Origin of the sequence: Okeania sp. SIO2C9 (genome assembly GCF_010672455.1) — a bacterium.
Taxonomy (GTDB): Bacteria; Cyanobacteriota; Cyanobacteriia; order Cyanobacteriales; family Microcoleaceae; genus Okeania.
In genome coordinates this window covers 1-24,541 of record NZ_JAAHGO010000104.1, presented here as the reverse complement: position 1 = coordinate 24,541, position 24,541 = coordinate 1, and the positions used below count along the sequence as shown (strand labels likewise).

The 24,541-nt window shown below is 37.6% G+C and carries 19 protein-coding genes, 1 other RNA gene and 1 pseudogene; 16 read left to right on the top strand and 5 right to left on the bottom strand.

Annotation, left to right across the window (positions count from 1 at the left end; translation table 11 throughout):
- Window positions 1-181 (top strand): hypothetical protein (locus F6K23_RS36360; RefSeq protein WP_293165464.1); only part of this gene is annotated, 181 nt, incomplete at its 5' end.
- Window positions 182-330: 149 nt separating this feature from the next.
- Window positions 331-726: a hypothetical protein gene (locus F6K23_RS36355; protein WP_367267921.1), complete on the top strand. Its 396-nt coding sequence runs from the start codon at window positions 331-333 to the stop codon at window positions 724-726.
- A 268-nt stretch (window positions 727-994) separates the two neighbouring features.
- Here the strand turns inward: F6K23_RS36355 and F6K23_RS36350 are convergent, their stop codons facing one another.
- Window positions 995-1,678 carry a murein L,D-transpeptidase family protein gene (locus tag F6K23_RS36350; RefSeq protein ID WP_293165463.1) on the bottom strand — a complete coding sequence of 228 codons (684 nt, stop codon included), beginning with the start codon at window positions 1,676-1,678 and terminating at the stop codon, window positions 995-997.
- Between the two features lie 27 nt (window positions 1,679-1,705).
- Window positions 1,706-2,272: a 2'-5' RNA ligase family protein gene (locus F6K23_RS36345; protein WP_293165462.1), complete on the bottom strand. Its 567-nt coding sequence runs from the start codon at window positions 2,270-2,272 to the stop codon at window positions 1,706-1,708.
- 24 nt (window positions 2,273-2,296) lie between these two features.
- Here F6K23_RS36345 and F6K23_RS36340 point away from each other — a divergent pair, with 24 nt between their 5' ends.
- The 8 genes from F6K23_RS36340 to F6K23_RS36305 all read left to right on the top strand — a co-directional run bounded on the left by F6K23_RS36340 (window position 2,297) and on the right by F6K23_RS36305 (window position 9,933).
- On the top strand, window positions 2,297-2,560 hold the full coding sequence (locus F6K23_RS36340; protein WP_293165465.1) for a YciI family protein: 264 nt from the start codon (window positions 2,297-2,299) through the stop codon (window positions 2,558-2,560).
- A 26-nt stretch (window positions 2,561-2,586) separates the two neighbouring features.
- An RNA gene (gene ffs / locus F6K23_RS36335) (signal recognition particle sRNA small type) lies at window positions 2,587-2,683 on the top strand.
- A gap of 469 nt (window positions 2,684-3,152) precedes the next feature.
- On the top strand, window positions 3,153-3,521 hold the full coding sequence (locus F6K23_RS36330) for a phasin family protein (RefSeq protein ID WP_293165461.1): 369 nt from the start codon (window positions 3,153-3,155) through the stop codon (window positions 3,519-3,521).
- A gap of 79 nt (window positions 3,522-3,600) precedes the next feature.
- Complete coding sequence (locus tag F6K23_RS36325; protein ID WP_293165460.1) at window positions 3,601-4,026, top strand: hypothetical protein; 426 nt, start codon at window positions 3,601-3,603, stop codon at window positions 4,024-4,026.
- Window positions 4,027-4,687: 661 nt separating this feature from the next.
- Window positions 4,688-5,527, top strand: a complete 840-nt coding sequence (gene rsmI, locus F6K23_RS36320; RefSeq protein WP_293165459.1) for a 16S rRNA (cytidine(1402)-2'-O)-methyltransferase — start codon at window positions 4,688-4,690, stop codon at window positions 5,525-5,527.
- 818 nt (window positions 5,528-6,345) lie between these two features.
- Window positions 6,346-7,173 carry a hypothetical protein gene (locus tag F6K23_RS36315; protein WP_293165458.1) on the top strand — a complete coding sequence of 276 codons (828 nt, stop codon included), beginning with the start codon at window positions 6,346-6,348 and terminating at the stop codon, window positions 7,171-7,173.
- Window positions 7,173-8,066, top strand: coding sequence for a RimK family alpha-L-glutamate ligase (locus F6K23_RS36310; protein ID WP_293165457.1), 894 nt, complete (start codon window positions 7,173-7,175; stop codon window positions 8,064-8,066). Before F6K23_RS36315 ends, F6K23_RS36310 begins: the two co-directional genes overlap by 1 nt.
- Window positions 8,067-8,670: 604 nt before the next feature.
- Complete coding sequence (locus tag F6K23_RS36305; protein ID WP_293165456.1) at window positions 8,671-9,933, top strand: folylpolyglutamate synthase/dihydrofolate synthase family protein; 1,263 nt, start codon at window positions 8,671-8,673, stop codon at window positions 9,931-9,933.
- Here F6K23_RS36305 and F6K23_RS36300 read toward each other — a convergent pair.
- Both F6K23_RS36300 and F6K23_RS36295 read right to left on the bottom strand, forming a co-directional pair.
- A complete protein-coding gene (locus tag F6K23_RS36300; RefSeq protein WP_293165455.1) occupies window positions 9,913-11,166 on the bottom strand; it encodes a response regulator in 1,254 nt (417 codons plus the stop codon). The genes F6K23_RS36305 and F6K23_RS36300 overlap by 21 nt on opposite strands.
- 533 nt (window positions 11,167-11,699) lie before the next feature.
- Window positions 11,700-11,930: pseudogene (locus tag F6K23_RS36295) on the bottom strand (ISAs1 family transposase); the annotation flags it as partial.
- A gap of 14 nt (window positions 11,931-11,944) precedes the next feature.
- Here F6K23_RS36295 and F6K23_RS36290 point away from each other — a divergent pair.
- Window positions 11,945-13,204: an ABC transporter substrate-binding protein gene (locus F6K23_RS36290; protein WP_293165454.1), complete on the top strand. Its 1,260-nt coding sequence runs from the start codon at window positions 11,945-11,947 to the stop codon at window positions 13,202-13,204.
- A gap of 166 nt (window positions 13,205-13,370) precedes the next feature.
- Window positions 13,371-15,341, top strand: a complete 1,971-nt coding sequence (locus F6K23_RS36285) for a pentapeptide repeat-containing protein (RefSeq protein ID WP_293165453.1) — start codon at window positions 13,371-13,373, stop codon at window positions 15,339-15,341.
- A 1,016-nt stretch (window positions 15,342-16,357) separates the two neighbouring features.
- On the opposite strand, the gene F6K23_RS36280 is transcribed toward F6K23_RS36285, so the two are convergent.
- Window positions 16,358-17,638 (bottom strand): sugar ABC transporter substrate-binding protein, encoded by a 1,281-nt coding sequence (locus tag F6K23_RS36280; RefSeq protein WP_293165452.1) that lies wholly within the window; start codon window positions 17,636-17,638, stop codon window positions 16,358-16,360.
- Window positions 17,639-18,317: 679 nt separating this feature from the next.
- Here F6K23_RS36280 and pilM point away from each other — a divergent pair.
- From pilM to F6K23_RS36260, 4 genes are all read left to right on the top strand, one after another.
- Window positions 18,318-19,415 carry a type IV pilus assembly protein PilM gene (pilM, locus tag F6K23_RS36275; protein ID WP_293165451.1) on the top strand — a complete coding sequence of 366 codons (1,098 nt, stop codon included), beginning with the start codon at window positions 18,318-18,320 and terminating at the stop codon, window positions 19,413-19,415.
- Window positions 19,416-19,422: 7 nt separating this feature from the next.
- On the top strand, window positions 19,423-20,250 hold the full coding sequence (locus tag F6K23_RS36270) for a PilN domain-containing protein (RefSeq protein WP_293165450.1): 828 nt from the start codon (window positions 19,423-19,425) through the stop codon (window positions 20,248-20,250).
- 2 nt (window positions 20,251-20,252) lie between these two features.
- Complete coding sequence (locus F6K23_RS36265) at window positions 20,253-21,050, top strand: pilus assembly protein PilO (protein ID WP_293165449.1); 798 nt, start codon at window positions 20,253-20,255, stop codon at window positions 21,048-21,050.
- An 839-nt stretch (window positions 21,051-21,889) separates the two neighbouring features.
- Window positions 21,890-24,283: a type IV pilus secretin family protein gene (locus tag F6K23_RS36260; RefSeq protein ID WP_293165448.1), complete on the top strand. Its 2,394-nt coding sequence runs from the start codon at window positions 21,890-21,892 to the stop codon at window positions 24,281-24,283.
- Window positions 24,284-24,541 lie beyond the last annotated feature (258 nt).

Here is a 24,541-nt window from a genome sequence, read left to right as displayed (position 1 = left end):
ATATCATGTCCGGCAGCATCGGTCTTGTATAGCAAAGGTAAGGAAGAAGGAAGAGGGAAGAAGGAAGAGGGAAGAGAGAAGAGGAAGAAAGGCTACCCTCGCAAGAAAAAAACCATTATTTCCTGCAGATATTCACCCTTGGGTTTACACAAACGATATAAACGGACATGATATAATTTAACAATAGTTGAAACCGTGGGAAAGTTTAATGAATTTCCAGAAATTCCACCCAGTAATTTTTTACAAGAAGCATTGCAATATTACTTACCGTTAGCAGTCGCTATTAGTACATAAAAAGCGCGGTAAGAGTTAATTATTGCGCCGATTTTATTGGCAATCAAAAAACAGTTAAACAATCAAATAAGCATTTTTTATGGAGTAGAATTTAATGTTGATATCGAACAGGGATTGAATGGTTTTTGTGACTTTATTATTAGCTGTTCCAGTTTGCAACTTTTGATTGAAGCGCCAGTTGTTGCTTTGGTGGAAGCGAAAAACGGTAATATCAAGTCGGGTTTAGCTCAATGTATGGCAGAAATGGTCGCTGCCCAAGTTTTTAATCAAAGAGAAAATAACGAAATTCCTCTAATTTATGGTGTTGTTACTACTGGAACTACTTGGCAGTTTTTAGAGTTAGAATCTCAAACTATGACGGTTGATTTGGAAGAATATTCTGTTAAGAATTTACCGAAAATTTTAGGAATTTTAACGAATTTTGTAAGTTAATAGTACAACAAATAATGAGGTGGGATATGGCAGTATTAGAACAATCTCCTTAGTATCAACAGATATTACAAGAGGGAATTAAAATTGGTGAACAACGAGGAATACTCTCTGGAATAGAACATAGGATTAGAATGGATTTTCTTAATTGGTCGATAGAAAAGGAAACTCATAACAAATATCTCACCGTCCGCGATTATGAATTAATAAAGTTAACTCAGAAGCTGTAAATTCAAACTCAAGCGATCGCTCCCGGAATGCTAACACAAAGCTAGGGAACAATTTCAACAACAGTTCCAGTATCTACAAAACTGTAAATCTCATCCACATCATGATTTTTGAGAGAGATACATCCCAATGTCCAATTAAACCGTTTTTCAATCAGAGAATCCTGACCTGCTGGCACTCCATGAATACCTATTTCTCCACCAATTGGGAGTTGCCAGTTAATATGACCAGAAAATTTCGCCTGGAAATGTTCGCGCCAAGATTCAGGTCTTGGATAATCTATCCAAATAAATTTAGACCAACTTGGGTGCGGGTAGAGATCGCAAATATAATAAACTCCTTCAGGGGTTTTTCGATCTCCCTCATGAAGTTTGTCTCCAGTTGGGGAGCTACCCAATACAATAGGATATGACTTTAGAGGTTTAAGATTAGAGAAAATTGTTAATCTAAATTTGGATTTCTCGACAAGAATTGATATACCTTCTCGGTTTGCCTCCTTTTCCAAGAGTTGTTGTAAGGATTTTTCGTAATTTAAAAAGTTTTCACCTTTGATCGCAGGATGAAAAGATTTCTCAGACTGACAGGAGGAAAAACACGCTACTGATAGCACTTCTCTCAATGGCATTAGGAAGCCAAAGTTAGTGAGTAGAAAATAAAATGTAGCCCCTCCTGCTAAAAAAACAAAGAGTAATTCTAACCTTTTATTTTTAGGTGCTTTCAACTTCATAATTATGTATATGCCAAAATTGTGTATTTAGTATTTTTGAAATTCTCTAAAAGGAAACTCATTACAAATATCCCACCGCTTACCATTATGAATTAATAAAGTTAACTGAGAAGCCATAAATTCAAACTCAAGCGATCGCTCTCGAAATTCTAACCAAGCTCCTCGAAAATTCGTTTTAGTTAGGTCTCGAAAAGCTACTGTTACATGGGGAGAAAAAGGGCGAATTTTAGAAGGGGGATGTACAATTCCTAAAGTAGTTTCTGTAAATTGAATTAAATCTTTTTGTATTTTTAATAGTTCTGGAGTTTTGACAACATTGATATAGATAACACGAGGAGGGAAAGCAGCAAACCCAGACAAAGTAATGGGAAAAGCAGAGCAATTTTGAGCAAAAGTCTCTAAAGACTCCTGCAAAAGAGTTAAATTTTCAGTCGGCCACTTAAAAGGAGGCTGTAAAGTAATATGAGGCACCGATCTTAAAGCATGACTGCTATTATATTGACTAGCAAAATATTCCTTAATTTCCGTAACTTGATTTTGAATATTTTCAGGTGGCACAAGAGCCACAAATAATAAACGTTTTGATTGACCCATAAAATTCAAAATTCAACAAATAAAATGCCTTGGTTTGCCAAAATAGAAAAAGGTATAGTCGAAAAAACCATATTTGACCAATATGTACCAGACCATATAGCTTATGTCCAAGAATTAATTGCCAAAGGACATAAAGCTAAGAGTGGTTACTGGAAAAACCATGAAGGAGGAATGTTACTATTTGAAGCTTCATCTATGGCAGAAGCCCAAAAAATAGTGGCCGAAGACCCCCTGATCAAGAATAATTGTGTCACTTATGAAATTTATCAGTGGTGCATAGTTGCATAATAAAAAATTGTGTTATATTAATAAATGATTCGGACCAGCGCGACTGTAACGCCTAAACCTTGTCAGGACCGGAAGGTAGCAGCAACACGGGATGCTTATGGTAGGCGTTGACTCCGGGTCACCCAACTTTGATGTCGGGAAGGAATCTCCTGTTATACAAATGTTAACGGGAGGATAATTGCCGACAAACAAATAAACCGCTTAGTGTCCACTTATAGCTTCCATTGTGTGCTTTTTTGTGTTATTGGTAATAAAATAAGGAGTAGCGGTAGTACGCACCTGAAAGAACCATGAAAACAAATAGCGAATATGGGGTTCAATTCAGAAGTTAAGCGTTAACCCGTGAAAAGGTAAAACTCTTGAGGGAACTTTCTGGAGTACAGAACTGTTTAGTACAAGAGGGCGGTGGGTTTTGTCGTCTCTGTCTGCTGAGATTTAAGTGGTTACACTCCCTGTGTTTCGCTCCGCGACATGTAATGCGCAGCGTTGCGCCAGCAAAACAGAAAGCCCGCGTCCGTGAGGTTGGGAAGCCTACATCATAATCTTTGATTTGATGTAGGAGAACGTCATTTTAAAGGAGCCAGAATATATTATGGATAATTTGGGAGGAATTATTCAAAAGGCAGTTTATCTAGGAGTGGGATTAGCCTCCTATGCAGGAGAGAAAGCTAACGAGAAATTAGCAGAACTAAGAACAGAGACCCAAAAACTGGCAGATGAGATGGTTAAGCGTGGTGAAATGACTACGGAAGAGGGTCGTAAATTTGTCGAGGATATGATGAATAAAGCTATGCAAAAGCCAACAGTAGAATCATCTCCAGAAACAGGACCAAGAGAACCACGTCGTATAGAAATTCTTTCTGAGGATGACAGTTCATCAGAGTCAAACCAAGAAGTAGATAAAATGCGCCAAGAAGTGCATAAGCTACAGGATGAATTGCGTCGGCTACAAAAAGATTAAATCTTAGGCCAAACAATTAAGCTCCGCTCCAAGAGTTTAGAAACCCTAAGTTTAGAGAGAAAAGCTCAAACACATAATAATGGAAGACTGGTCAAAAAATTTGTTTGAAGTAATAGAAACTGCTGCTATAGAAGTAGAAAATTTCTTCAATGAAATGGCAGAAGAAGTTTCTGAAGTGCTTGATGATTGGGGAAAGTTTTCGGAGGAGATTACCGAAGAAATATGTACTAACTTTATTGTAGAGATAGATGAGTATCTAAATGATTTAATCGACCCTATTATCGAAGTATATCTGGACTTAGATTTTGATGTGGGAAGGGAAGATATAGACTATTTTGTGGATCGTGTAGAACCAACAGTAGAAAAACATCCAGCTTGTAGAGGATGTAGTAATTATCATGGTCAAGTTTATGGCGGAAATTTATTAGTTTGTGGGATGCATCCTTATGGCGTAGAGGGAGAAAGTTGTCCAGACTGGGAATCAGATAGTAGTAATTTGAACTAGACAGTAGGGGCGAATGGCATTCGCCCTCACTAGAAAAGTAATAAGTTTATAGGAAATGCAGCAATAAATATAAAAAATAGGGTGGCAGTGCATTCCGTCCTTAAAGCTCGTGGAGTCCTACGGGATACCGGGACTGGGAAACGAGAAGCCCAAATTATAGCGCAAGCTTAGTGTGTGAGTATGTCACAAAGACTTTACTCCTCAATTTTACTAATCCCCGCAGCTGTTGCCGAGGGGATTCTAAGTTGATACTACGCAACACCGATAAATCCTTGTTGCTTCGTCTTTTCTTAGCTGACCAAAGATATGCTCTTTGGGGACAAGTCAAAGTGCCCCTACACAGTCGGCTTAAGTTTAACCCTAGCTTTCTGCTTACTTTTGTCTAAACATTTATATATTCAGATAATAACACAGGACAACTAAAGTTGTCTAGTCTAAACGACTCCCTTGTTTTCATCCCCCAGTTAAAACACGGCGGCTTTCAACGTCGCTTTTCGGTAAAAAAAATGGAGGAAGTAGAATAGTCAAGTTATAACAGTCGAAATAAAGGTTAGGATATTTATAAATAAAGGCTCAAACGAGCGTCAGAGATTACTTTTGACTTTTGTACTGGTGATTCGCGAATCACCCCTACTGACTTTTCCCTTGCGCGGAGTGCTATATGAGTGAAATAAATTCAGGGACTCTTTACATTGTTGGTACACCAATAGGCAATCTAGAAGATATAACATTTCGAGCAATTAAAACCCTACAAACAGTAGACTTAATAGCAGCAGAAGACACTCGCCACACCAGCAAATTATTACAATATTTTGATATACAAACCCCACAATTAAGTTACCATCAACATAACCAACAAAGTCGCATACCTGAATTAATCGAAAAATTACATCAGGGAAAAACAATTGCTCTAGTAACTGATGCAGGAATGCCAGGAATATCTGACCCTGGATATGAAATAGTAAAAGCTTGCGTTGCAGCAAATATTTCCGTAGTACCAATACCAGGAGTAAGTGCAAGTATCACAGCATTAAGTGCTTCTGGACTACCTACTGATAAATTTATATTTATCGGTTTTTTACCAAGCAAAAGTAAACAACGTCAACAAGACTTAGAAACTTTACCCAACTTACAAGAAACCATAATTTTATATGAATCTCCTCATAAACTCAAACAAACCTTGGAAGATTTAGCTAAAGTATTAGGTAAACAGAGAAAAATAGTCTTAGCTAGAGAATTAACAAAACTCTATGAAGAATTTTGGCGTGGCACAGTTGGGCAAGCAATTATTCATTATCAAACCGATCGACCAAGGGGAGAATTTACCCTAATTATTGCAGGAGCTGAACCAGATATGCCAGTAATATCAGAAGATACTATTAAAGTAGAATTACAAAAACTTTTAGAACAAGGAATTTCGCGATCGCAAGCTAGTCGCCAACTGGCGCATCAAACCAACCTATCCCGTCGCCAAATTTATCAAATAGCTCTAAAAATATAGTTATCAGCATTTAGTTTGTTCTCGAATTTATCAACTAATATCATGTCCGGTTGAACAGTTATAAAATAAATAATGACCCAGGAGTCAGGAGTCAGGAGTCAGGAGTCAGGAGTCATGTCATGTCCGGTAGCATCGGTCTTGTATAGTGAATAGGCAACAGCTCCGGAAGGCAACAGCTCCGGAAGGCAAGAAAAAAACTTAAATTTCCTGCAAATATCCACGCCAACTTTTACACAAACGATTGCCTTCGGACATGATATCAGGAGTCAGGAGGAAAGAAAAAAGAGGGAAGAGGAAGAACTGTAGAAGAAGTAGAAAGTTTTTTGGTGGCGTAAGCGGAACGGAGTTTGATCGCGCTCTTATCCGGAGATGTTCTAATACAGCGCTTTTCAAATTGATGAACCACATCTTCACAAGCAAAATCCTGTAGGGACGTTCCATGGAACGTCCTTACTGTGGTCTACCCAAATGAAAACCGCTGTAAGGTAGAACAGAAAAACTGTTGCTTGCTAAAACTGAAAAACATGGACGATCCTAGACAAATCAAGTTGCACAGCAAATATTAAGAAAATAAAAAAAAATTGGAAGTCATTATCGACAAATAAGGTAGGATCGTATAACTTGAGTTCAACCTCAAATTTACTCCTTTTCTGTCCCAAGATTGCACATACTAGCTAATGAGACATACTAATGGAACTGAATTAATATAATAAGTTACAAACAGTAGAACAAATTAGAAATACCATCAGTTATATCTGCAATTTAGTTAGGAAATCTTAGGATGGGAAATATATCAACTAAAAAGAATACACTCAAACATGAAAGTTTTCAGAGTACTGCGGGTTTCCGTCACTAAGATCGCTGAGTCTCCGCTGAAGCTCAGTATTCAAGTAGAGGGACTGACTGCAACTTCCGGCTGGACAAATCCTCGGTTAGATAACTCAGCCGATCCTAATCCTGATGATTCTGTCCTAGAATTTAGTTTCGACGCTGATAAACCATCAGATGTTAGTCTTCCACGCTTAACGCCAATTATGGCTACTGTGGACTTTACACCGACCAATGGTGCAGATGCGGTAATTGTTTCAGCCCGCACTAATTCCATTACTGTTCATGCTGGTGAGTTTATCACACCTGGCCAGATAAGCTCTCAACCGACAACATTGGCACTAGGAGAAGAAGATCCTCAATTTACGACATTGGCACTAGGAGAGGAAGAACCAAGTACACGAGCAGTAGGGGAGGAAGGTCCTCCACCCACGACATTGGCATACGGAGAGGAAGGTCCTCAACTAATTTCACAAGCTCAACCGACAACATTGGCATACGGAGAGGAAGGTCCTCCAGCAACGACACAGGCATTAGGAGAGGAAGGTCCTCCACCCACGACACAGGCAGTAGGAGAGGAAAGTCCTCCACCCACGACACAGGCAGTAGGAGAGGAAAGTCCTCCACCCACGACACAGGCATTAGGAGAGGAAGGTCCTCCACCCACGACACAGGCAGTAGGAGAGGAAAGTCCTCCACCCACGACACAGGCATTAGGAGAGGAAGGTCCTCCACCCACGACACAGGCATTAGGAGAGGAAGGTCCACCAACAACACTGGCAGTCGGGGAAGAGGGTAGTCCATTTGGTTGGTACTAATGATTAAATCAGCAGGTGGTGAATGTTTGCTAATTGCAGGTGGGCGGTTAGATCCGAATCTAACTCGACTGATTGAAATTGCTCAAAGTCAACAGGTTCATGTTTGCGAGGTACGTCATGGGCAACAAGAGAGTCCAGAGTTTTCATGGCATCTTACCCAGGGACAACCCAGAATAAAAGACCGGGTTGTATCGGCAACTGGAGCGTTCATTCGATATGACGTTTTTGGTAATTTGAGCGCTCCCAAATCTGGAGCATCACAACGGGCGTCGGGTTGGTATCAAACTCTCTATGGTTGGTTACTCTCACAACCTAAGATCCGGTTGTTCAATCGTAACCATTTACCTGCGGTTGGCAATAAACCAGCAATGCTGATTTTAGCCCAAAAGTTAGGGTTGCTCATTCCTGATACTTTGATTACAAACGAAGCTGAGGAGTTGGGCAAATATTCTGCGGGGAGTGCAATTGCCAAGCCAGTTGCAGGGGGTGATTTTTGTTATTCCCTAGAACAATTGCATTCCTCTATTCAGTTTCGGAATGGTTGTGCAGCAATGCCAGCTATTGTCCAAAATCGATTAGTTGCGCCAGAAATTCGGATATATATAGTAGGAAATTATGCCTTTGCTTTTGAAATTCGTAGTCAGCATCTAGATTATCGGGTCAAACAAGATGCGGAAATCATTCCTCTTGCAACACTGCCAGATGAAGTGGAGTTATTACGAAAGTTAATGGCACACTTAAGGATGGATTTTGGAGCTGCTGACTTCAAAACAGATCCAAAAACGAAGCAACTTGTATTTTTAGAACTGAATAGTTCACCTATGTTTGTTAGATTCGATCAAATGGTCAAGGGGTCCTTATGTGAGGCGATGATTCAGACTTTGATTGGATAGGGGTGAACTAGAGCTTGCTGAAAAAAGCGGCATTGCTGATTCTGGGTATGATGCAAGCCCCCCTAGCCCCCCAAAATTGGGGGGAATAAAACTCTAAAAGTCCCCCAATTTTGGGGGATTTAGGCGGCTTGAGCAGAACCAAACAATCGCACATTCATACTTCAATTCAGCAACGATAAAAAAGCAAAGTGTTGGGAGGGTGGGAAGACAGAGAAAGTAGGAGGAATAATTTTTCTTTGATTTTTCTGCCCCCCTCACCCAAAAATTCTCACTTTTTGAGGGTAAGGGAATTGAAACAGGTGCACTGCAATTCGATTCTAAAAAGGCTAAAAGCTTTATTTACCGAATAATTAAGGTTTAAAGCCTCTACTTTAAAGGAGAAACAAAAAAAATTTTCCTTTAATTCAATCCTCTTCCTTTTAGGGAGAGGTAATTATCAATTATCCATTATCAATTATTGGACAGTGCTTTGAGATTTAATCAGCAAGCCCAAGCTAAAGAAGTGAAAAAATGGACATAATTATAGATTTATTGTAATACGATTCAGATTATATCTACATTATTATTATATGAGGAACGCGATCGCTTTTTGGTATAAAAAACTGTGAACTCAATAGAATCTTTCTTAAAAAGCTTTGAACACTTTGGCGTTGAGCTTGGCCTGGAACGCATCTACAAACTCTTAGATAATTTAGGAAACCCTCATCAACAAGTACCTATTATTCATGTTGCCGGGACAAATGGTAAAGGTTCTGTCTGTGCTTATTTATCTTCGATTCTCACAGCAGCAGGATATAAAGTTGGACGTTACACTTCACCCCATCTGGTAGACTGGACAGAACGTATTTGTCTTAACGAAAAACAAATTTCTCCTACTAAACTAGAAGAGTTATTAAAAGAAGTAGAAGCAGCTATTAATCCAGAACAAGCTTCACCCACTTTGTTTGAAGTTATTACTGCGGCAGCTTGGTTATATTTTGCTCAACAAGAAGTAGATGTAGCGGTTATAGAAGTAGGGTTGGGAGGAAGACTAGATGCCACAAATGTTTGTGAGCAACCAATGGTAACTGTGATTACTTCAATTAGTTGGGAACATTGGCAAAGGTTGGGTCCAACTGTGGCTGATATTGCTGCTGAAAAAGCAGGTATTCTTAAACCAGGATGTCCTGCAATAATTGGGAAATTACCGCCAGAAGCAGAAAAAGTAGTCCAAAAGCGAATTAATGATTTGGAATGTCCCGCAGTTTGGGTAAAACCTGCTGAAATATTAGAGGGGAGTAGGGAAAATGATTCTCTACCAATGGCTAATTATCGAGGTATTGAATATCCACTCCCATTACTTGGAGATGTGCAGTTAATCAATTCAGCGATCGCTATTGCGACAATTCATATCTTGGAAAAACAGGGTTGGCAGATTTTTCCCACAGCAATTAAAGAAGGGATAGCTAATACTAAATGGCCTGGGCGTTTGCAATGGACAAAATGGCAAGACCGTAAATTATTAATTGATGGTGCTCATAATACTGCTGCTGCCCAAGTATTAGGGAGATATGTCAGGAAACTGAGTTACCCATCCGTAAGTTGGGTTATGGGTATGCTTTCAACTAAGGAACATTCAGAAATTTTTCGTGCCCTGATTAGACCAGGCGATCGTTTATACCTAGTTCCTGTTCCAGACCATAGTTCGGCTGATACGGGTCAGCTTACTACTATAGCTAGGAATATTTGCACAGAATTAGCATTCTGTCAAGCTTACCCCAATTTAACAACTGCGATGGAAGAGGCTATGGTTGAAAGTGAAAATCTGATGGTTTTATGTGGTTCTCTGTATTTATTAGGACATTTTCTAGCAACTAGCGGGAACTAAAGACCCTACTACTGAAATTTCTGTTTTTGTGTTTGCTAAAGACAGATATTTATGAAAAATTGCCTCAATTTTTTCTGAGTTTACTGGTTTATTCATAAATTCAGAACACCCTACAAACTGAGCACGAACCCGATCAATTATACTACCTCTCCCAGTTAGAATTACTATAGGAGTATTTTTTAGATGAGGCACTCTACGAAGTTGGCTACAAATTTCATAGCCATTAGCAATAGGCATTTCTATGTCTAAAAATATTAAATCTGGTTGTATTTCTATGAGACTAGATACAGCTAATGTAGACTTTTGAATTCCTATAAATTTATAGCCTCTTTTTGTAATAATTTTCCCCATAATTTGACTAATTATGGGGCAATCATCAATACAAACTACTAATTTTTTCTGGCTCTTTATAATAGTTTCTGGTAATAATGAATTTTGTGTTTGAATCTCTTTTGCTTGACTCTTTACTACATCAATTTTCACTACAGATAATGCAGGTATATCAGGCACATCAGTCAATTGAATTATTTCTTGACTCACATAATTCATCAAGATTTTAGTCAGGCTTAATAAATCCTGCTTCAAGTAAAAAGCCAAATCTCGCAATGTTAATTTTTTACTGATTAATGCCTGAAATTTTTGGTAGATCGGAGTAGATGTGTGTTGTTTTAGAGTTTCAGGTTTGTTCAATACAGGTGCTAAATTGGGAGAGTAGTTGTGTAAATTTGCCTCACACCAACCTTGCCATATTGGTTTAACTTTTTCAAAAGCTTCATAGATACTCAAACGAAAAATTGGTTGTTTCATTTCCGCTTGTAGATGACAAGTGAGAGAAGTAATTTGTAAATTATCTAAATTATCTTGCTGAATTAAATCAAACAATACTTCTATCAGAGTGTTGTTAATTATATTTATAGCTTGTGAAAGTGATATTTTTTCTTGTTTAAGTAGATTATTAACTATGTAATATTGCCAGCTTTCACAAACATCATGGGTGTAGAAACTTAGAGTTTCCAGAGAAATAAAAGGGCAAAATTGAGTAAAAATTCTACGCCATCTTCGCCAAGCGCTATTACCACCTGTTGCCCAAGTTAGACATCCCCGATGAAAATATAATTGCCACTGTTGTTCTTCTGTATTCTGAAGTTCTAACTTACCACTAAATTGTTTAGGTATCAGACGGATTAAATGTTTAAAAAATCTCGCTGTAGTTTGTTTTGTTTTAGTAATCATTTTTAATGCTCCATCAATGCAGTCCTGATTGGCGATATTCTTAATATTATACTTCTAAAAACATTAACATCCGTAATTTTACTGAATCTTCATTAAAATTTTATCCAGAGGAATATATCATCTCATTCAAGACTCTAGTTTGATGATTCTAGAAGTATTTATTCAAGTTATCAACTAAAATATAATTTTACTTAAAAATTTTATAAATATCGTCGGTTATTGTACGGATATTTAATTGATTTACAGCGCTTTTCAGTTGAGTAGACCACTAAACTCATTGTTAGGAGTCAGGAGTCAGTCCTCAGGAGTCAGGAGTTAGGAGTTAGGAGTTAGTAGTTAGGAGTTAGTATCATTGTGGTTTATTCATATGAAAACCGCTGTAATTAAAAATTAAATTTCTCGCTATGCTACTAAGGAAATTTAGGAAAAAATTAATTGTTGACCAGAAGATAATCGTTTTTGATGATGTTTTTCCTCAGAAGAGAAACTTGAGCCGTTGCTAATCTTTTCCCCTGTGCAGAACCAGGGTAAGCTCATCTAAAAGAGGGTTGACAGAAAACATTGATAAAAGTAATCATGTAATTGTTGTTCATGGCAACTTGCTTAATTTTTGGAGTAAGACTGGATTTAAATATTTTCTCTTGATGAAGAACATGAACTGCCAATCGTTTCAGAAGAGCCAAGTTGTGTAGAGTATGCTCTGAGCGAATACAACATTGATATTTATAAAAAGTTACATCAAGTGTTCAATGAAGATTGTTTTCATTGACAATTTCTTATGAATTTTAAGATTTATTTGACCTTTAAGTTTTTTTTTCATTTTTGCTTTAGTCTTAGCTTAGTAGGACTGACTGCTTGTCAATCATTATCAGATCCCAAAGAAGGAATTACTCATCAAATAATTCGACTAGGTTCTGTCCTTGCTTTAGAAGGACAAGAAGAGATTTTAGGGAATAGGATGAAATCTGGTTTAAAAGCTGCACTTGATAACCAATTAGTACAGGATAAAAAAATTAAGTTAATCTTTGAAAATGATTATTATGAGCCTTCAATTGCTCATCAAAAGACACAAAAGTTGATTCAATCTGGCATTTTTTTGATGATTGGAAATGTCGGTACACCGACAGCAAAAAAAACATTGCCAATTTTAAAGAAAAACAATATTCCTGCCGTTGGTTTTTTTACTGGTTCTGAACTTTTGCGATCGCAATCTGAACTAATCATTAATTATCGTGCGAGTTATGCACAGGAAATAGAAACTGTGGTTAAAATGGCTTTAAATGCTGGGGTAAAACCCTCTGAAATCTGTGCTTATGTTCAAGATGACAGCTATGGTATATCGGGATTAAAAGGAGTCAGAAACGCTTTAGTAAAAGCAAAGGTTGAAGAGAATATCTTACGTCCCTATGACCAAGTTTTAGAGTATAAAGAAAAGGGAAATAAAGACAATCCTTTCCTTAGTCCCGTAGGATTTTATCGTCGTAATACTCCCTATATAACGGAAGGTTATAACTCATTAAAACAGTGGGAAAAAATCACGGGAATAAACTGTAGATTAGTCATTACAGCAGGAACTTATACTAATATCGCACGATTTATTAAGTTAGCTCAAGAGAAAAGAGAGGATTGGGTCATTTCGTCCCTGTCATTTGCCGATCAAGAAGGATTACAGTTCGACTTAGAAGAATACGGTGTCAAAGACAAAGTGATTATCACAGAAGTTGTTCCCTCATTAGACTCCAATCTACCTATTGTTCAAGAGGCCAAATCTAACCTAGAAAGTGAGTTCAATCATGTATCTTTAGAGGGATATATTGTAGGAAAAATGACTTTAAAAATTCTCAGAACAATACCAGGAGAAATCAGTCGTGAGAGCTTTTTAAAACAGGTTGCTATTTCCAAATTCGATCTAGGTGGTGTTGCGATTGATTTAACTCAAGGCAGAACTCAGTCCTCTGACCTTGTTTCAATAACTGTTCTTACCTCTCAAGGATTTAAACAATTAAATAAAGATAAATTAAGAGATATATTTCAATAATGATTGATCCTTATAGCAATTCCCAAAAAGAGTGAGGTACAAAATTTTAGGTTTGAGGGAACACCGGTTCTGGGAACAGGGAACAGGGAATAAAAAGACAAAAAGATAACTGTATCTCACTAATTTGAGAAACGCTATATTGTTTTCTTTATAGGAAAAATAACTAATGGATAAAAAAGAAAAAAATTTACTAGAAGAAATGAATAATCCTGAGTCTCTTAATTCTGAAAAATCTAGATTAAAAAAAACTCAACTATTGCAGCCAATTTCTGTTTTAGACACAAAAATTGCTGACTTTGTTGAATGGCTGCAAAATATTTCTTTATTTAAGTTAGTGGTTATTTTAAGTGAGAGCGCACTGTTGTTTGCCGTAATGTCTTATGTGATTACCATACCTAATCGAAACAAACAGGAGATACAAGAAGCTCGAAACATTCTGCGTGAAGAATCTGACCATAAATATAGTGGTGGACGGATTGCTGCCTTGGAAGTTTTAAATAATAAAGGTTGCCAAGGTAATCCAGGACTAGAAGCAGCTGGAGCAAATATGGCTGAACTTACCCTTAATCCTTGCCAATCTTTATCTTTCAGTCAGGGTTCACTTAAGGTTAATAAATATTCAATGGATCTCTCCTATTCAAATTTAACAGGAGCCGATCTATCACGTGCGGATCTTGTCGGAATTAATTTACGAGGGAGTAATCTCCAGAAGGCAAACTTGGCCAATGCTAATTTAGAAGGTGCGGATCTAAGGGGTGCTAAATTACAAGGTGCGAATTTAGCACGAGCCAACTTAAAGAAAGCCAAACTCCAAAATAGTTATTTAGATGGTAGTAATTTGTATGGAGCTAACTTACAATCAGCCGATTTCTCTGAAGCTAATCTATTTGAAATTAGAGCATTATGGGCTAATTCCCGTAATGCGAATTTTAATCGAGCCAAATTACAATCAGCGAATTTTAATCGAGCAGATTTAAGGGGGGCTGATTTTTATAAAGCTAATCTAGAGAATGCTTCGTTGCGTTTTGCCGATTTAAGTAGCACAACTAACGTGAGAGGAGCGCAATTAAAACCCACTAATCTGCGAGAAACGCAATTAAAAGGGGCCGATTTGTGGGGAGCAAAAATGTGGTCAACATTTCAAATTAAACAAGCTAAAAATTGGCAGGAAACCAAGATGATGTCTAATTGGGAACAGCAGATCGAACAAGAACGATTACCTCGTTTACGGATAGCTTTGCTCAAACCAGAAACTCCTCAAAGTCTTTCCGATGCCTATGAATTGGGGATGCGTCGTGCTGCTAACAGTCGTGTAGAAATTTGGGCGATTAGTCATCCCGATGGTGTAGAGAACGAAGCCAAAATAATTAAGCAGTTAATTAAAGATGGTATAGATGGGATTATCTTAACACCGGAAGATCCCGTTAAGTCACTTGATGCACTTAGACTAGCTAGGGATGCTGGAGTGGCTATTACCACTGTTGATTTTTGCTTCGATCGTATCGAAGCAGAAGATTTAGCCATTGCTTGCTATAATACAAATAGTTGCCAAATGGGCTATGATTCAGGCAAATATATAGCAAAATGGACTCAAAAAAATTTACTGACTAATTCTCCTTCAAAATTAGTTCAGATTGCTTTAGTTGATGGTGCTGTCTACGATCGCTACTATCCCTATCTTCAAGGATTATTAAAAGCGATAAATGAATCGGATATCTCGTTTCAAATCGTTGACTCCGTTAGCGTTGCTTCTCAGAATGATATTATAAAAGTTAAAAAACTACTTAAAGATAATCCTAATGTTCAGATACTTTGGGGAGGGTCAAATCTAGCAACGGAAGTTGCACTTGAAGCAGTGAAAGAATCTAGTTTGAATAATAAAGTTAAGCTTTTTGGGGTTTTAGACCTGTCGAAAGAGAAAGCAAAAATTTTACTAGATCCCAATAGTCCTTTAGAGTTGATTATCGATCAGTCTGGTCTTCAGATTGGTTATGATGCTGTTAAAACAACAATTTCTGTCTTGAGAAAAAAAAGGTCAGGAGCAGATTATCGGGTTTACCCCGTTAAGCATCGTCTATTAACTCAAGATGATCCAGACACTGTACGTGATTTTCTCAAGGAATATGGCTGGTTCTAACGGTAGTGTCACAAAAAGGCGTTGTTCAACAATGAATAATGAATAATGAATAATGAATAATGAATAATGAATAATGAATAATTACCTCTCCATGAATTGAAAAGGATTGACAAATTCATGAAAATTTTTATTTATTATCCCCTTAAAAGAGGAGGCTTTAAACCTGAATTTTTCGGTAAATCAAGAGATGAAACTTTAAGAGTAATCTGTTTCTGATACCTTTAAATAGGGTTTGCTGAAAAAGTCCTGTGAGCGAGGGTAGGAGTCAGGAGTCAGGAGTCAGGAGTCAGGAGAAATGGTTCGGGAGCGAGGAGGTAGGATTTATTAATTGATAATGGATAATGAATAATGGATAATTACCTCTGGTTAAAACCGAGAGGATTGAGAATAAGGAAATATTATTTCTTCACAGGAGTCGATTGGATATGGCTCCGAGACCTCGCCATCCCACCCTCCGGGAAGCTCCGAAGAGAGAACTCCGTTCCGCTGTCGCGTTTCGCGTCAGCGTTGCGAAGCAAACGACCGCTGTCTTGGTCGATTGGATATGGCTCCGAGACCTCGCCATCCCATCCTAACGGACTGCTCCGCAAACGACCGCTTTTTTCTCCTTAAAAGGGGAGGCTTCAAGGCGCGAATTATTTAATTATTAATTATTAATTATTAATTATTAATTATTAATTATTCGGTAAGAATTGTCCCTTAATTTTTCTGCCATAGTCAGCCCAAAATACTAGCTTTTTGAGCGTTTTCAACTGAAAACTTGCGCACTTTTTTCGACCCTCAAAAGGCTAAAACCTTTATATATAAATACTTTGATAATTAATCAGCAAGTCCTAAATATTTTACCAGAGTCAGTGATGGGTATTACCCCTAGTAGAAAATCATCTTGCCAATTACCAATGCCCTTTTTTCCTGTCTCCTGACTCCTGTCTCCTGACTCCTCCCTAATTATTTATAAATGTTTAACCGGACATAATATTACTACTTTAAGAATTCCCAATTTTAAACCTGAAAAACTATAAATTATCCCATTCAAACGCCGCATCAGCGATCGCCTGCTCAACAGTTTTCTCTGACAACATAGCTGCCTGTAAGTTTTGAGAAATAATCTGTTTTAACTTATCCAAATTTTTAACTTGTGGAAGTAAAACTTCTGCTTTAAGCATTTGATTAGCGTTAATAATTCGAGCTTTATCTTGAGTAGAAGCATTAGAAGGAAGATTTTGAAAATAATTATTCTCTAAAGTCCGAGTTATAGAAGGTAGAACATTAGTCTCTTGAGTAAAAGCCGTTTGATTTTGATTGTTAGTGATAAACAAAGCAAATTTCAGCGCTTGGTCTGGTAGTTTAGTATTACTAGAAATAGCTAAATTCATTAACATCATACCTTTTTTACCAGTTTCACCTGTAATTTGAGATACAGGTTTTGATACTTGTCCAATCTCTGGTGTATCTTCAGATATTGCCTCAATAACTTCTGAGCCAGAAAACAACATAGCTATTTCTCCAGCTTGATATAAATCAATACCAGCTGAACTTCCTTTTGTCAATACCCCCTTTGGTAATAGCCCATCTTGATATAGATCGACCCAATACTTGAATACTGCCTGACCAGTTGGAGTATTAAAAGCAGCCTTTCCATCAACATCTATCAGTGTCACTCCCATCTTGCCAAAAGATTCTAATACCTCTGACAATTCTTCTGGTAGAAAAGAAATAAAAAATGCGTACTTATTAGTTTTTTCCTTAATCTGTTTAGCCACCTCTGCTAACTCTGAATAATTTTTGGGAGGTTGCTCTAGTTCTGCTTGTTGAAATAGCTGAGAATTATAAATAGTTATATTTGTTGTGGCATACCAAGGGATACCAAAACTTTTACCATTAATTTGACTAGCCTGCCAAAAGTTAGGTAGATATTGATTTTTTACCGAATCTGATAATATAGTATCCAAATTTAACCAGGCATTAGTTTCAGTCAATAGATATCCAAAACTTGAGTTAAGATTAACCACATCTGGAAGATTTTTTGCCAAAATAGCACTCTGAATTTTCTTTTCCATCATTGACCAAGGTATATCAATCCATCGTACTGATAAATCTGGATTATCACTTTCAAAATCAGTAATCAATTGATTAAAATAATTCGTAAATTGAGGTTGAAGCTGTATCGTCCAAAACTTAATTTCTTGAGTATTTAAGTTAGTAGGAGAGGGAGTGGTGCAACTAATCAAAAATGTTAAGATTAGTCCGAATGTAGCAAATAATCTAAACCGTTTCCATTTAACGATGTAAAACATTTTATAAAATTTATACAAGTATCTGAAAGATAGTTATTTTATTGAAGTTATGATAATTTTTGCACTTGCCATTATCAAGGAAAAATAAAATTATTATCTAATTCTAAATTAGTATCTTTTTGTGTATTTATAATATAGGTTTGTTCAACAATGAATACCGCTCACTTTTTTTAACTATATTTTGTTTTCCCTTGGCCATAATTGAGAGATATAGTTGAAATGCCGAAACACTTTTACCGATTACTGATAACTGATTCAAAGCATTTTTCAGAAATTAATGCTATTCTTGGAAAATGGAAAAAACCAGCATAACAAAAGTTATTAAATACTAAACACTAACTCTTGCTTGGAAAACAAAAAATCATAGTTAAGACTTTTGGTAGTTAGTATGAGTATTTTAATAGGGATATGATCATACACACAACTAACTATACCTTAATACTTAATTAACTTATAGATAGTACTGCAAAATTATCATCATCAATTTATCAATAGTTTTTAACATTGGATTTAAGACCCTCACGCTGATTTGAAAAATTAGTGTGTACATTTTTGGTAAATCAAAAGTCCCATAATACACTTGCAGGAGGCAAACTGATTCAAAACTGCCATAATTTCTAGCTCTAGTCATGGCAAATTTAGAAAAACATATTTGTATTAAATTCAAATCAGGAGAACTATGGTTAATTACTTAAAAAATTTGTTCAAAAAAAAGCAACCTGGAATAGGAATAGAGATAGGTCCAGAAAGAATTAATATTGCTGAAATTCGTAAACAAGGAGATAAATTAAAGTTAGTAACCATGGCCACAGTAGAAGTACCAGAAGATGTATTTTTAGAAGGTCAAATAGTTGATGCCCCTACAATATCAGAGCTAATAGAGTCAATCATAGAAGAAAATAATATAAAGACCAGAAGAGTAGCAACAGCAATTCCAGGCAGAGAAGCAGTAACTCGTGTAATTCCTGTACCAGCAGAATTAAACGACCAAGAATTGCAAGATTATATGAATCAAGAAGCAGGTTTATACTTACCATTTCCCAGAGAAGAAGCAGATGTAGACTACCAAAAATTAGGAATAATAGTAGATCCAAATGATGATTTAGAAAAAGTACAAGTAGCCTTAGTAGCAACTAGAAAAGAAGTAACAGATAGCTACATAGAAGTATTCACCCAAGCAGGATTAGCAATAGACGTTTTAGAAGTTAGTAACTTTGCCTTAATCCGAACAGTAAAAGATATACTTCAACAATATGGACCCCAAGAAGCAACAGTAATTGCAGATGTAGAATTTGACAGTACTGAACTTGCTATCGTAGTAGATGGAATACCTCAATTTAACCGGACAATTCCCATTGGTACTTATCAAATGCAATCTTCCTTAAACGAAGCAATGAACTTACCTCCGACCAGAGATACTACCGAACTAATAGGAATGACTGTTCCAGTATTAGATACAATGGGAGTCACAGGCAACGAACCCAACCCTGGAACTAATGCCTTACTAAAAGTATTAGCAGAATTAGGGGATGAACTGCGACGCTCAATAGATTTCTATCTCAATCAATTTGAAGATTTGGAGGTGGCACAATTATTATTAACAGGATCGGGTGCAGCAATAGGACAAATAGATGACTTTTTTATGCAACGTTTAAGTTTACCAGCATCCAAAGTCGATCCAATAGAAACTTTAGCCCTAGAAATAGAACAAGAAATTCCACTAGAACAACGTTCCAGTCTAGGAGTCGTATTAGGTTTAGGATTAAGAGAGGTTTAAATTAATTATGTATGGCTTAGATATAAATTTTCTTAACGATCGCCCAGAATATAAAAAAGATATTCCCAAACCAGTAAGTGGTGGTGGACCATCACTAGAAGACCCCAGACCAATTTTGATTGGGGCAGCAGTAGCAGTGGCGGTTAATGGTCTAGTTGCTGGTGGATGGTTATATCTTAATCAAGTAAACACCAAATTACAGGCTGACCTAGACAAATTAAATGCCGAATTGAGTAAACTAAACGCCCAAATCAAAGATATAGAAGCAATCAAAGCAAAAACTAAAACATTTAAAGCAGAGGCAAAAGCATTAGCAACAGTTTTTGACCAAATTAAACCATGGTCCGCTTTATTGGGAGAGTTTGGCACCCTCATACCTAGCGGTGTCAAAATAGCTAGTATAGAACAAAAAGAACCAAAAATAGTTCCTCCAGCAGCACCTCCAGCAAGTAAAAAAGATCCAAAGGGGGATAAAAAAGAACAGGCAGCAGCACCCCCAAAACCAACAGCAACTATATCATTTTCTGGGACAGCAGATTCTTATGGTCAAGTTAATGACTTTTTATTGCTACTGCAAAACTCCCCATTTTTCCAAGGAGAAAAAACAAAACTAATTACTGCTGCGAAAAAACCTAATCCAACCAGACTAGAATTACAAGAATCTAGGTCAACTTTAGCCCCGGATATACCAGAATTACCACAAGTAGTTGAATATAAAATCGAAACAAATCTCAGCCCCTTAGGCGCATCAGAATTATTGCCTCAATTAAAAAGTCAAGGAGCAATTGGATTAGTAGATAGAATAGAAATACTAACAGAAAAAGGAGTATTTTAAAAATGGTAGCAGCAAATGAATGGAATCCAGAATTAGAAGAACAAGAAGGAGAAATAGGGGGTCCGAAAATATTCGGTATCTCACTCAAAGACCCCAGATTTATCGGAGCAGTTATTGGCGTTGTCGGATTAGGAGCAGCAGGATTATTAGGATATAATCAGCTCAAACCAGCTATAGAAAAAAGTGCTTTATTAAGAACAGAAATACAGACAGCAAAAAACACTATAAAAGAACAGAAAAAACAAATAAAAGAACGACCAAAAGCAGAAGCAGAAAGGGTAGAAGCTGAGAAACAAAGAGAAGACGTAACCAGCTTATTTGCCAGTGAAAAAACCATGAAAACTCTGCTGTACGATATGAATAAGCTGATCGATCAAATTAATACAGGTATTAGTGATGAAGACCGACAAGCCAAAATGATTAAATTTGAACCAGTGGAATCAAAAGATGGCAACTATATAATTAACGATAATTCATTAGGACCACTGGTAAATGGTAAATTAAAGCGACGAGAATTCAAAGTAGAATTTGAAGGAACTTATGCCCAAACAAGAGCCTTTATGATTGCTTTGGAGCGAATGCAAACATTACTGGTAGTAAAAAACTTAAAAACTAAACTACAGCAAGGAAATCAGATTATCGAAGTTGAATGGAGACAAAATAGATTTGTACCAGTCAGCCAACCAGAAAGTAGACTCAGAACATCCTTTGATATGCACGCTCTGTTGGCCTTAAGCGAACAAGAATCATTGGCTAAACCAGAACCAGCCAAACCAGAAGAGCAATCAAACAAAAATTAACATAATTTACCAAATATTATGGTATGATATCTTCTTAATATTTATGTAAATTTGAAAGCTAGTGCTGAAAAGCTTGGGAAAGTAGAAAAAAGAAAAAAGAAAAAATTAAAAAGCGACAGATCCAACTTTGATGTCGGCAAGGGGTCTCCCGTTATACATAAGTTAACGGTCGGGGAATTGCCGACCAACAAATAAACCGCGTAGCGTCCACTTAGAGCTTGCATTGTGTGCTTTTTTTGTGTTATTAGTGATTAAATTAGGAGTAGCGCTAGTACGCACCTGAAAGAACCATGAAAACAAATAGCGAGTATGGGTTTCAATTGGCGAAGTTAAGCGTCAACCCGTGAAAAGGTAAAACTCTTAAGGGAACTTTCTGGATTACAGAACTGTTTAGTATAAGAAGGCGGTGGGTCTCATCGTCTCTGTCTGCCGAGGGTTAAGTGATTACACTCCCTGTGAAGCAGAAAGCCCGCGTCCGTGAGGAAGGGATGCCTACATAATAATCTTTGATTTGATGTAGGAGAACGTCACAGCTGTGGATAAAGCTCTATACTCTAGCCAAACACATAAAAAACGACGGGACAGAGTTAGCTAGGCGGATTTATCTCCTGGTTGAAGAACGACAAGCGGGTTTTCACCCGAAGTAAAAATCTACTCTGAAAGTAAGCTCACAGGTAGATTATTGTCTACATCGAGGAGTCTAGAAGTCTGTTAGGCTGGAAGCCAAAGTGGATTTGTCCCTTTTACAGTGTTTTTTTACACAGAATCCAGGGTGTTTCAACCCCTGGAGATGTCAAACCAACATTTTCCTAATCATGGCCTAGCGTGGAGTGAGGACAGTGAAACAGCAAATTCAATTTAGTAGTGGACTGTTAGGTGGGGTAGCTGCGGTAATCATTGCCCAGACACCAGCTTTTGCAGTTACACAAATTACCCAAGTCCAGTTAAGTTCAGTAGAAGGGGGCATGAATATTGTCCTAGTGACAAACAATGGCGATCGCCCCGAAGTTTTCTCAGTAAATAGAGATAACTCTTTCGTTGCAGACATAATCAATGCTCAACTAAGCATACCCGAAGGCAACAAATTTCGGAAAGATAGTCCAGCACCAGGCATAAAATATGTAGAAGTAATGCAGGTAGATGCCAACAGCGTGCGAGTAGTCATCGCAGGTACAAAAAATAGTCCCAGAGGCAGAATTATTCAAGGGGGAGGCCGAGGAATTGTTCTGAGCGCTGCTGCCGGTTCAGGAGAAGTAGCTCAAGCATCTACACCTACACCTAATAGCTTTCCCCCACCCTCAGAAGCATCTGAACCAGCTCCCCCACCTGTACAACCGGAACCTACTGTAGTACCTCCAAGAGAAACCACCAGCTCCCAAGAATCAAAGGTATTATTACCAGATTCTGAACTAACAGGAGATGGTTTCCCCACCTTACCAGGACAACCATCCCCCAGTGAAGTCCCTCCTTTTCAACCACGAGCAGTAGCACCACCAGTAGGTGACATAGCAATATCCAATATTAATCCCTCAGTAGAAGTAATAGATTTAGGCACACAAGAAAGAATACCTCGTTTAGTTTTGCGAGATGCTCCAGTCAGAGATGTTTTAGCTTTATTAGCTAGAGCTGCCGGGTTGAATGTAGCCTTCAGTTCAGGTGGGGAAGAAGAAACTGGACCTAGTATTTCCCTAGATATTGAAAATGAGTCTGTTCAAGATGTTTTTAACTATGTTCTACGTCTCAGTGGTTTGCAGGCCAACCGAGTAGGGAATACAGTATTTGTGGGGCAAGAATTACCAACAGAAGCCAGAAATGTTGTAGTCCGTTCTTTCCGCTTAAACCAGGTTACGGCCCAAGCTGCTGCAGGTTTTTTAGTTAGTATGGGAGCTGAAAGTGCTATTGTTACAAGTCAGCCAGTAACTCAGGTCAATACAGTTAATATCGCCGGAACTAATCAGGCAATTACAAATACCGAAACAATTGAAAGAACAGTTGTTCAGCCACTACGCTATGAATCCCAAGATGCTCCCCAACTATTGAAGGGTTTACAAGTAGTAACTGATAGCCGACTTAATAGTATAACTTTAGTAGGACCACCACAACAAGTAGAGATTGCTGCAGCCCAACTGGTACAGCTAGATTTACGACAAAGGCAAGTAGCTGTAAACGTAAAGGTTATAGACATTAACTTATCAGCAGACGAAAACTTTAATAGTAGTTTCTCCTTCGGAGTTAATGACAGTTTCTTTATTAACGATAATGGGGCAGCATCTCTGAATTTTGGCAGTCTCCAACCTGCTACTATTACACAACAAAATGCTAGTCCTCTTTCTCGTCCTGTCACTGGTAACCCACTTGCTGGAAACGACCCATTCTTTGATAGCCAACGTACGTTTGACGTTCCATTTACAGGTATCCCTAACGTTAATCAAGGTAGAGGTACTTTCCTCAGACCAATAGCTCCTACAACAGGCGAACCTACAAGAGTTGGGATTACAGATTATGAACCATCAGAGATAGATGTTGATGACGATGGAATATTGGAGGTAGAACTAGGTGAGGCAGAATTTGGCTTATTCCCTCAAATTTTATATCCCAGGCGATTTCTCGGTCAATTAAGGGCTACTGTTACGAGCGGTAATGCTAAAATTCTTACCGACCCAACTTTAGTGGTTCAGGAAGGAGAAATAGCTAGTGTCAGACTTGTGGAAAATATTGTCAGAAGTATTGACAGTAATTTTACAGATGATGGTGGTACGAGTCGAGAAACTAGAACTGTTCGGTTTGAAGATGTAGGTCTAACCCTAGCTATACAGGTAGAGAGAATAGACGATAATGGTTTTGTGACTGTAACAGTCAACCCAGAAGTCAGTTTTATTGCTCGGAGAATTGAAACAGATGCTGATAATGAAAGTGAATTTGGTACAGAAATTGCCAGACGTAGGGTAGAATCTGGAAGAATTCGCCTACGGGATGGACAAACTCTGATTATTTCTGGCATTATTCAAGAGCAAGAAAGAACGACAATCAGCAAAGTGCCTATTTTGGGAGATTTACCAATTATTGGTCCCCTCTTCCGTAGTAGTCAAAATGACAATGAACGAGCAGAGACAATTGTACTACTGACACCTCAAATACTGGATGATGGCGATCGCTCTTCTTGGGGTTATCGATTTAATCCTAGTCCAGATGCTTTGCAAATGATGGAAAGGGGTCAGCCAAGACCACGGTGACATCTCCCACACTAAGCTCGCACTATAGTGTGGGCTTCTCGTTTTAAGAGCTAACTTTTGATGCTAAACTAATATGTGAATATAATTTTAGCGACTCAAAAATTAAAGGAGGTGATAGTCACTATGGGCAATAGAAGATTGACTTTTCGACTGTACCCGACAAAAGTACAGAAAGAAAAACTATTTTTAGCCAGAAAGCTACACCAACTTTTGTATAACGCTTGTGTCGCTCATAGACGTTTTGAGTGGAGAAAAAAC

What these genes read in the sequence shown, in the direction of transcription:
- F6K23_RS36350 (WP_293165463.1), bottom strand. Translation starts at nt 1,678, where the DNA reads ATGAAGTTGAAAGCACCTAAAAATAAAAGGTTAGAATTACTCTTTGTT.
- F6K23_RS36290 (WP_293165454.1), top strand. Translation starts at nt 11,945, where the DNA reads ATGAATTTTAAGATTTATTTGACCTTTAAGTTTTTTTTTCATTTTTGC.
- pilM (WP_293165451.1), top strand. Translation starts at nt 18,318, where the DNA reads ATGGTTAATTACTTAAAAAATTTGTTCAAAAAAAAGCAACCTGGAATA.
- F6K23_RS36340 (WP_293165465.1), top strand. Translation starts at nt 2,297, where the DNA reads ATGCCTTGGTTTGCCAAAATAGAAAAAGGTATAGTCGAAAAAACCATA.
- F6K23_RS36265 (WP_293165449.1), top strand. Translation starts at nt 20,253, where the DNA reads ATGGTAGCAGCAAATGAATGGAATCCAGAATTAGAAGAACAAGAAGGA.
- F6K23_RS36345 (WP_293165462.1), bottom strand. Translation starts at nt 2,272, where the DNA reads ATGGGTCAATCAAAACGTTTATTATTTGTGGCTCTTGTGCCACCTGAA.
- F6K23_RS36325 (WP_293165460.1), top strand. Translation starts at nt 3,601, where the DNA reads ATGGAAGACTGGTCAAAAAATTTGTTTGAAGTAATAGAAACTGCTGCT.
- F6K23_RS36300 (WP_293165455.1), bottom strand. Translation starts at nt 11,166, where the DNA reads ATGATTACTAAAACAAAACAAACTACAGCGAGATTTTTTAAACATTTA.
- F6K23_RS36315 (WP_293165458.1), top strand. Translation starts at nt 6,346, where the DNA reads ATGAAAGTTTTCAGAGTACTGCGGGTTTCCGTCACTAAGATCGCTGAG.
- F6K23_RS36330 (WP_293165461.1), top strand. Translation starts at nt 3,153, where the DNA reads ATGGATAATTTGGGAGGAATTATTCAAAAGGCAGTTTATCTAGGAGTG.
- F6K23_RS36285 (WP_293165453.1), top strand. Translation starts at nt 13,371, where the DNA reads ATGGATAAAAAAGAAAAAAATTTACTAGAAGAAATGAATAATCCTGAG.
- F6K23_RS36280 (WP_293165452.1), bottom strand. Translation starts at nt 17,638, where the DNA reads ATGTTTTACATCGTTAAATGGAAACGGTTTAGATTATTTGCTACATTC.
- F6K23_RS36310 (WP_293165457.1), top strand. Translation starts at nt 7,173, where the DNA reads ATGATTAAATCAGCAGGTGGTGAATGTTTGCTAATTGCAGGTGGGCGG.
- F6K23_RS36270 (WP_293165450.1), top strand. Translation starts at nt 19,423, where the DNA reads ATGTATGGCTTAGATATAAATTTTCTTAACGATCGCCCAGAATATAAA.
- rsmI (WP_293165459.1), top strand. Translation starts at nt 4,688, where the DNA reads ATGAGTGAAATAAATTCAGGGACTCTTTACATTGTTGGTACACCAATA.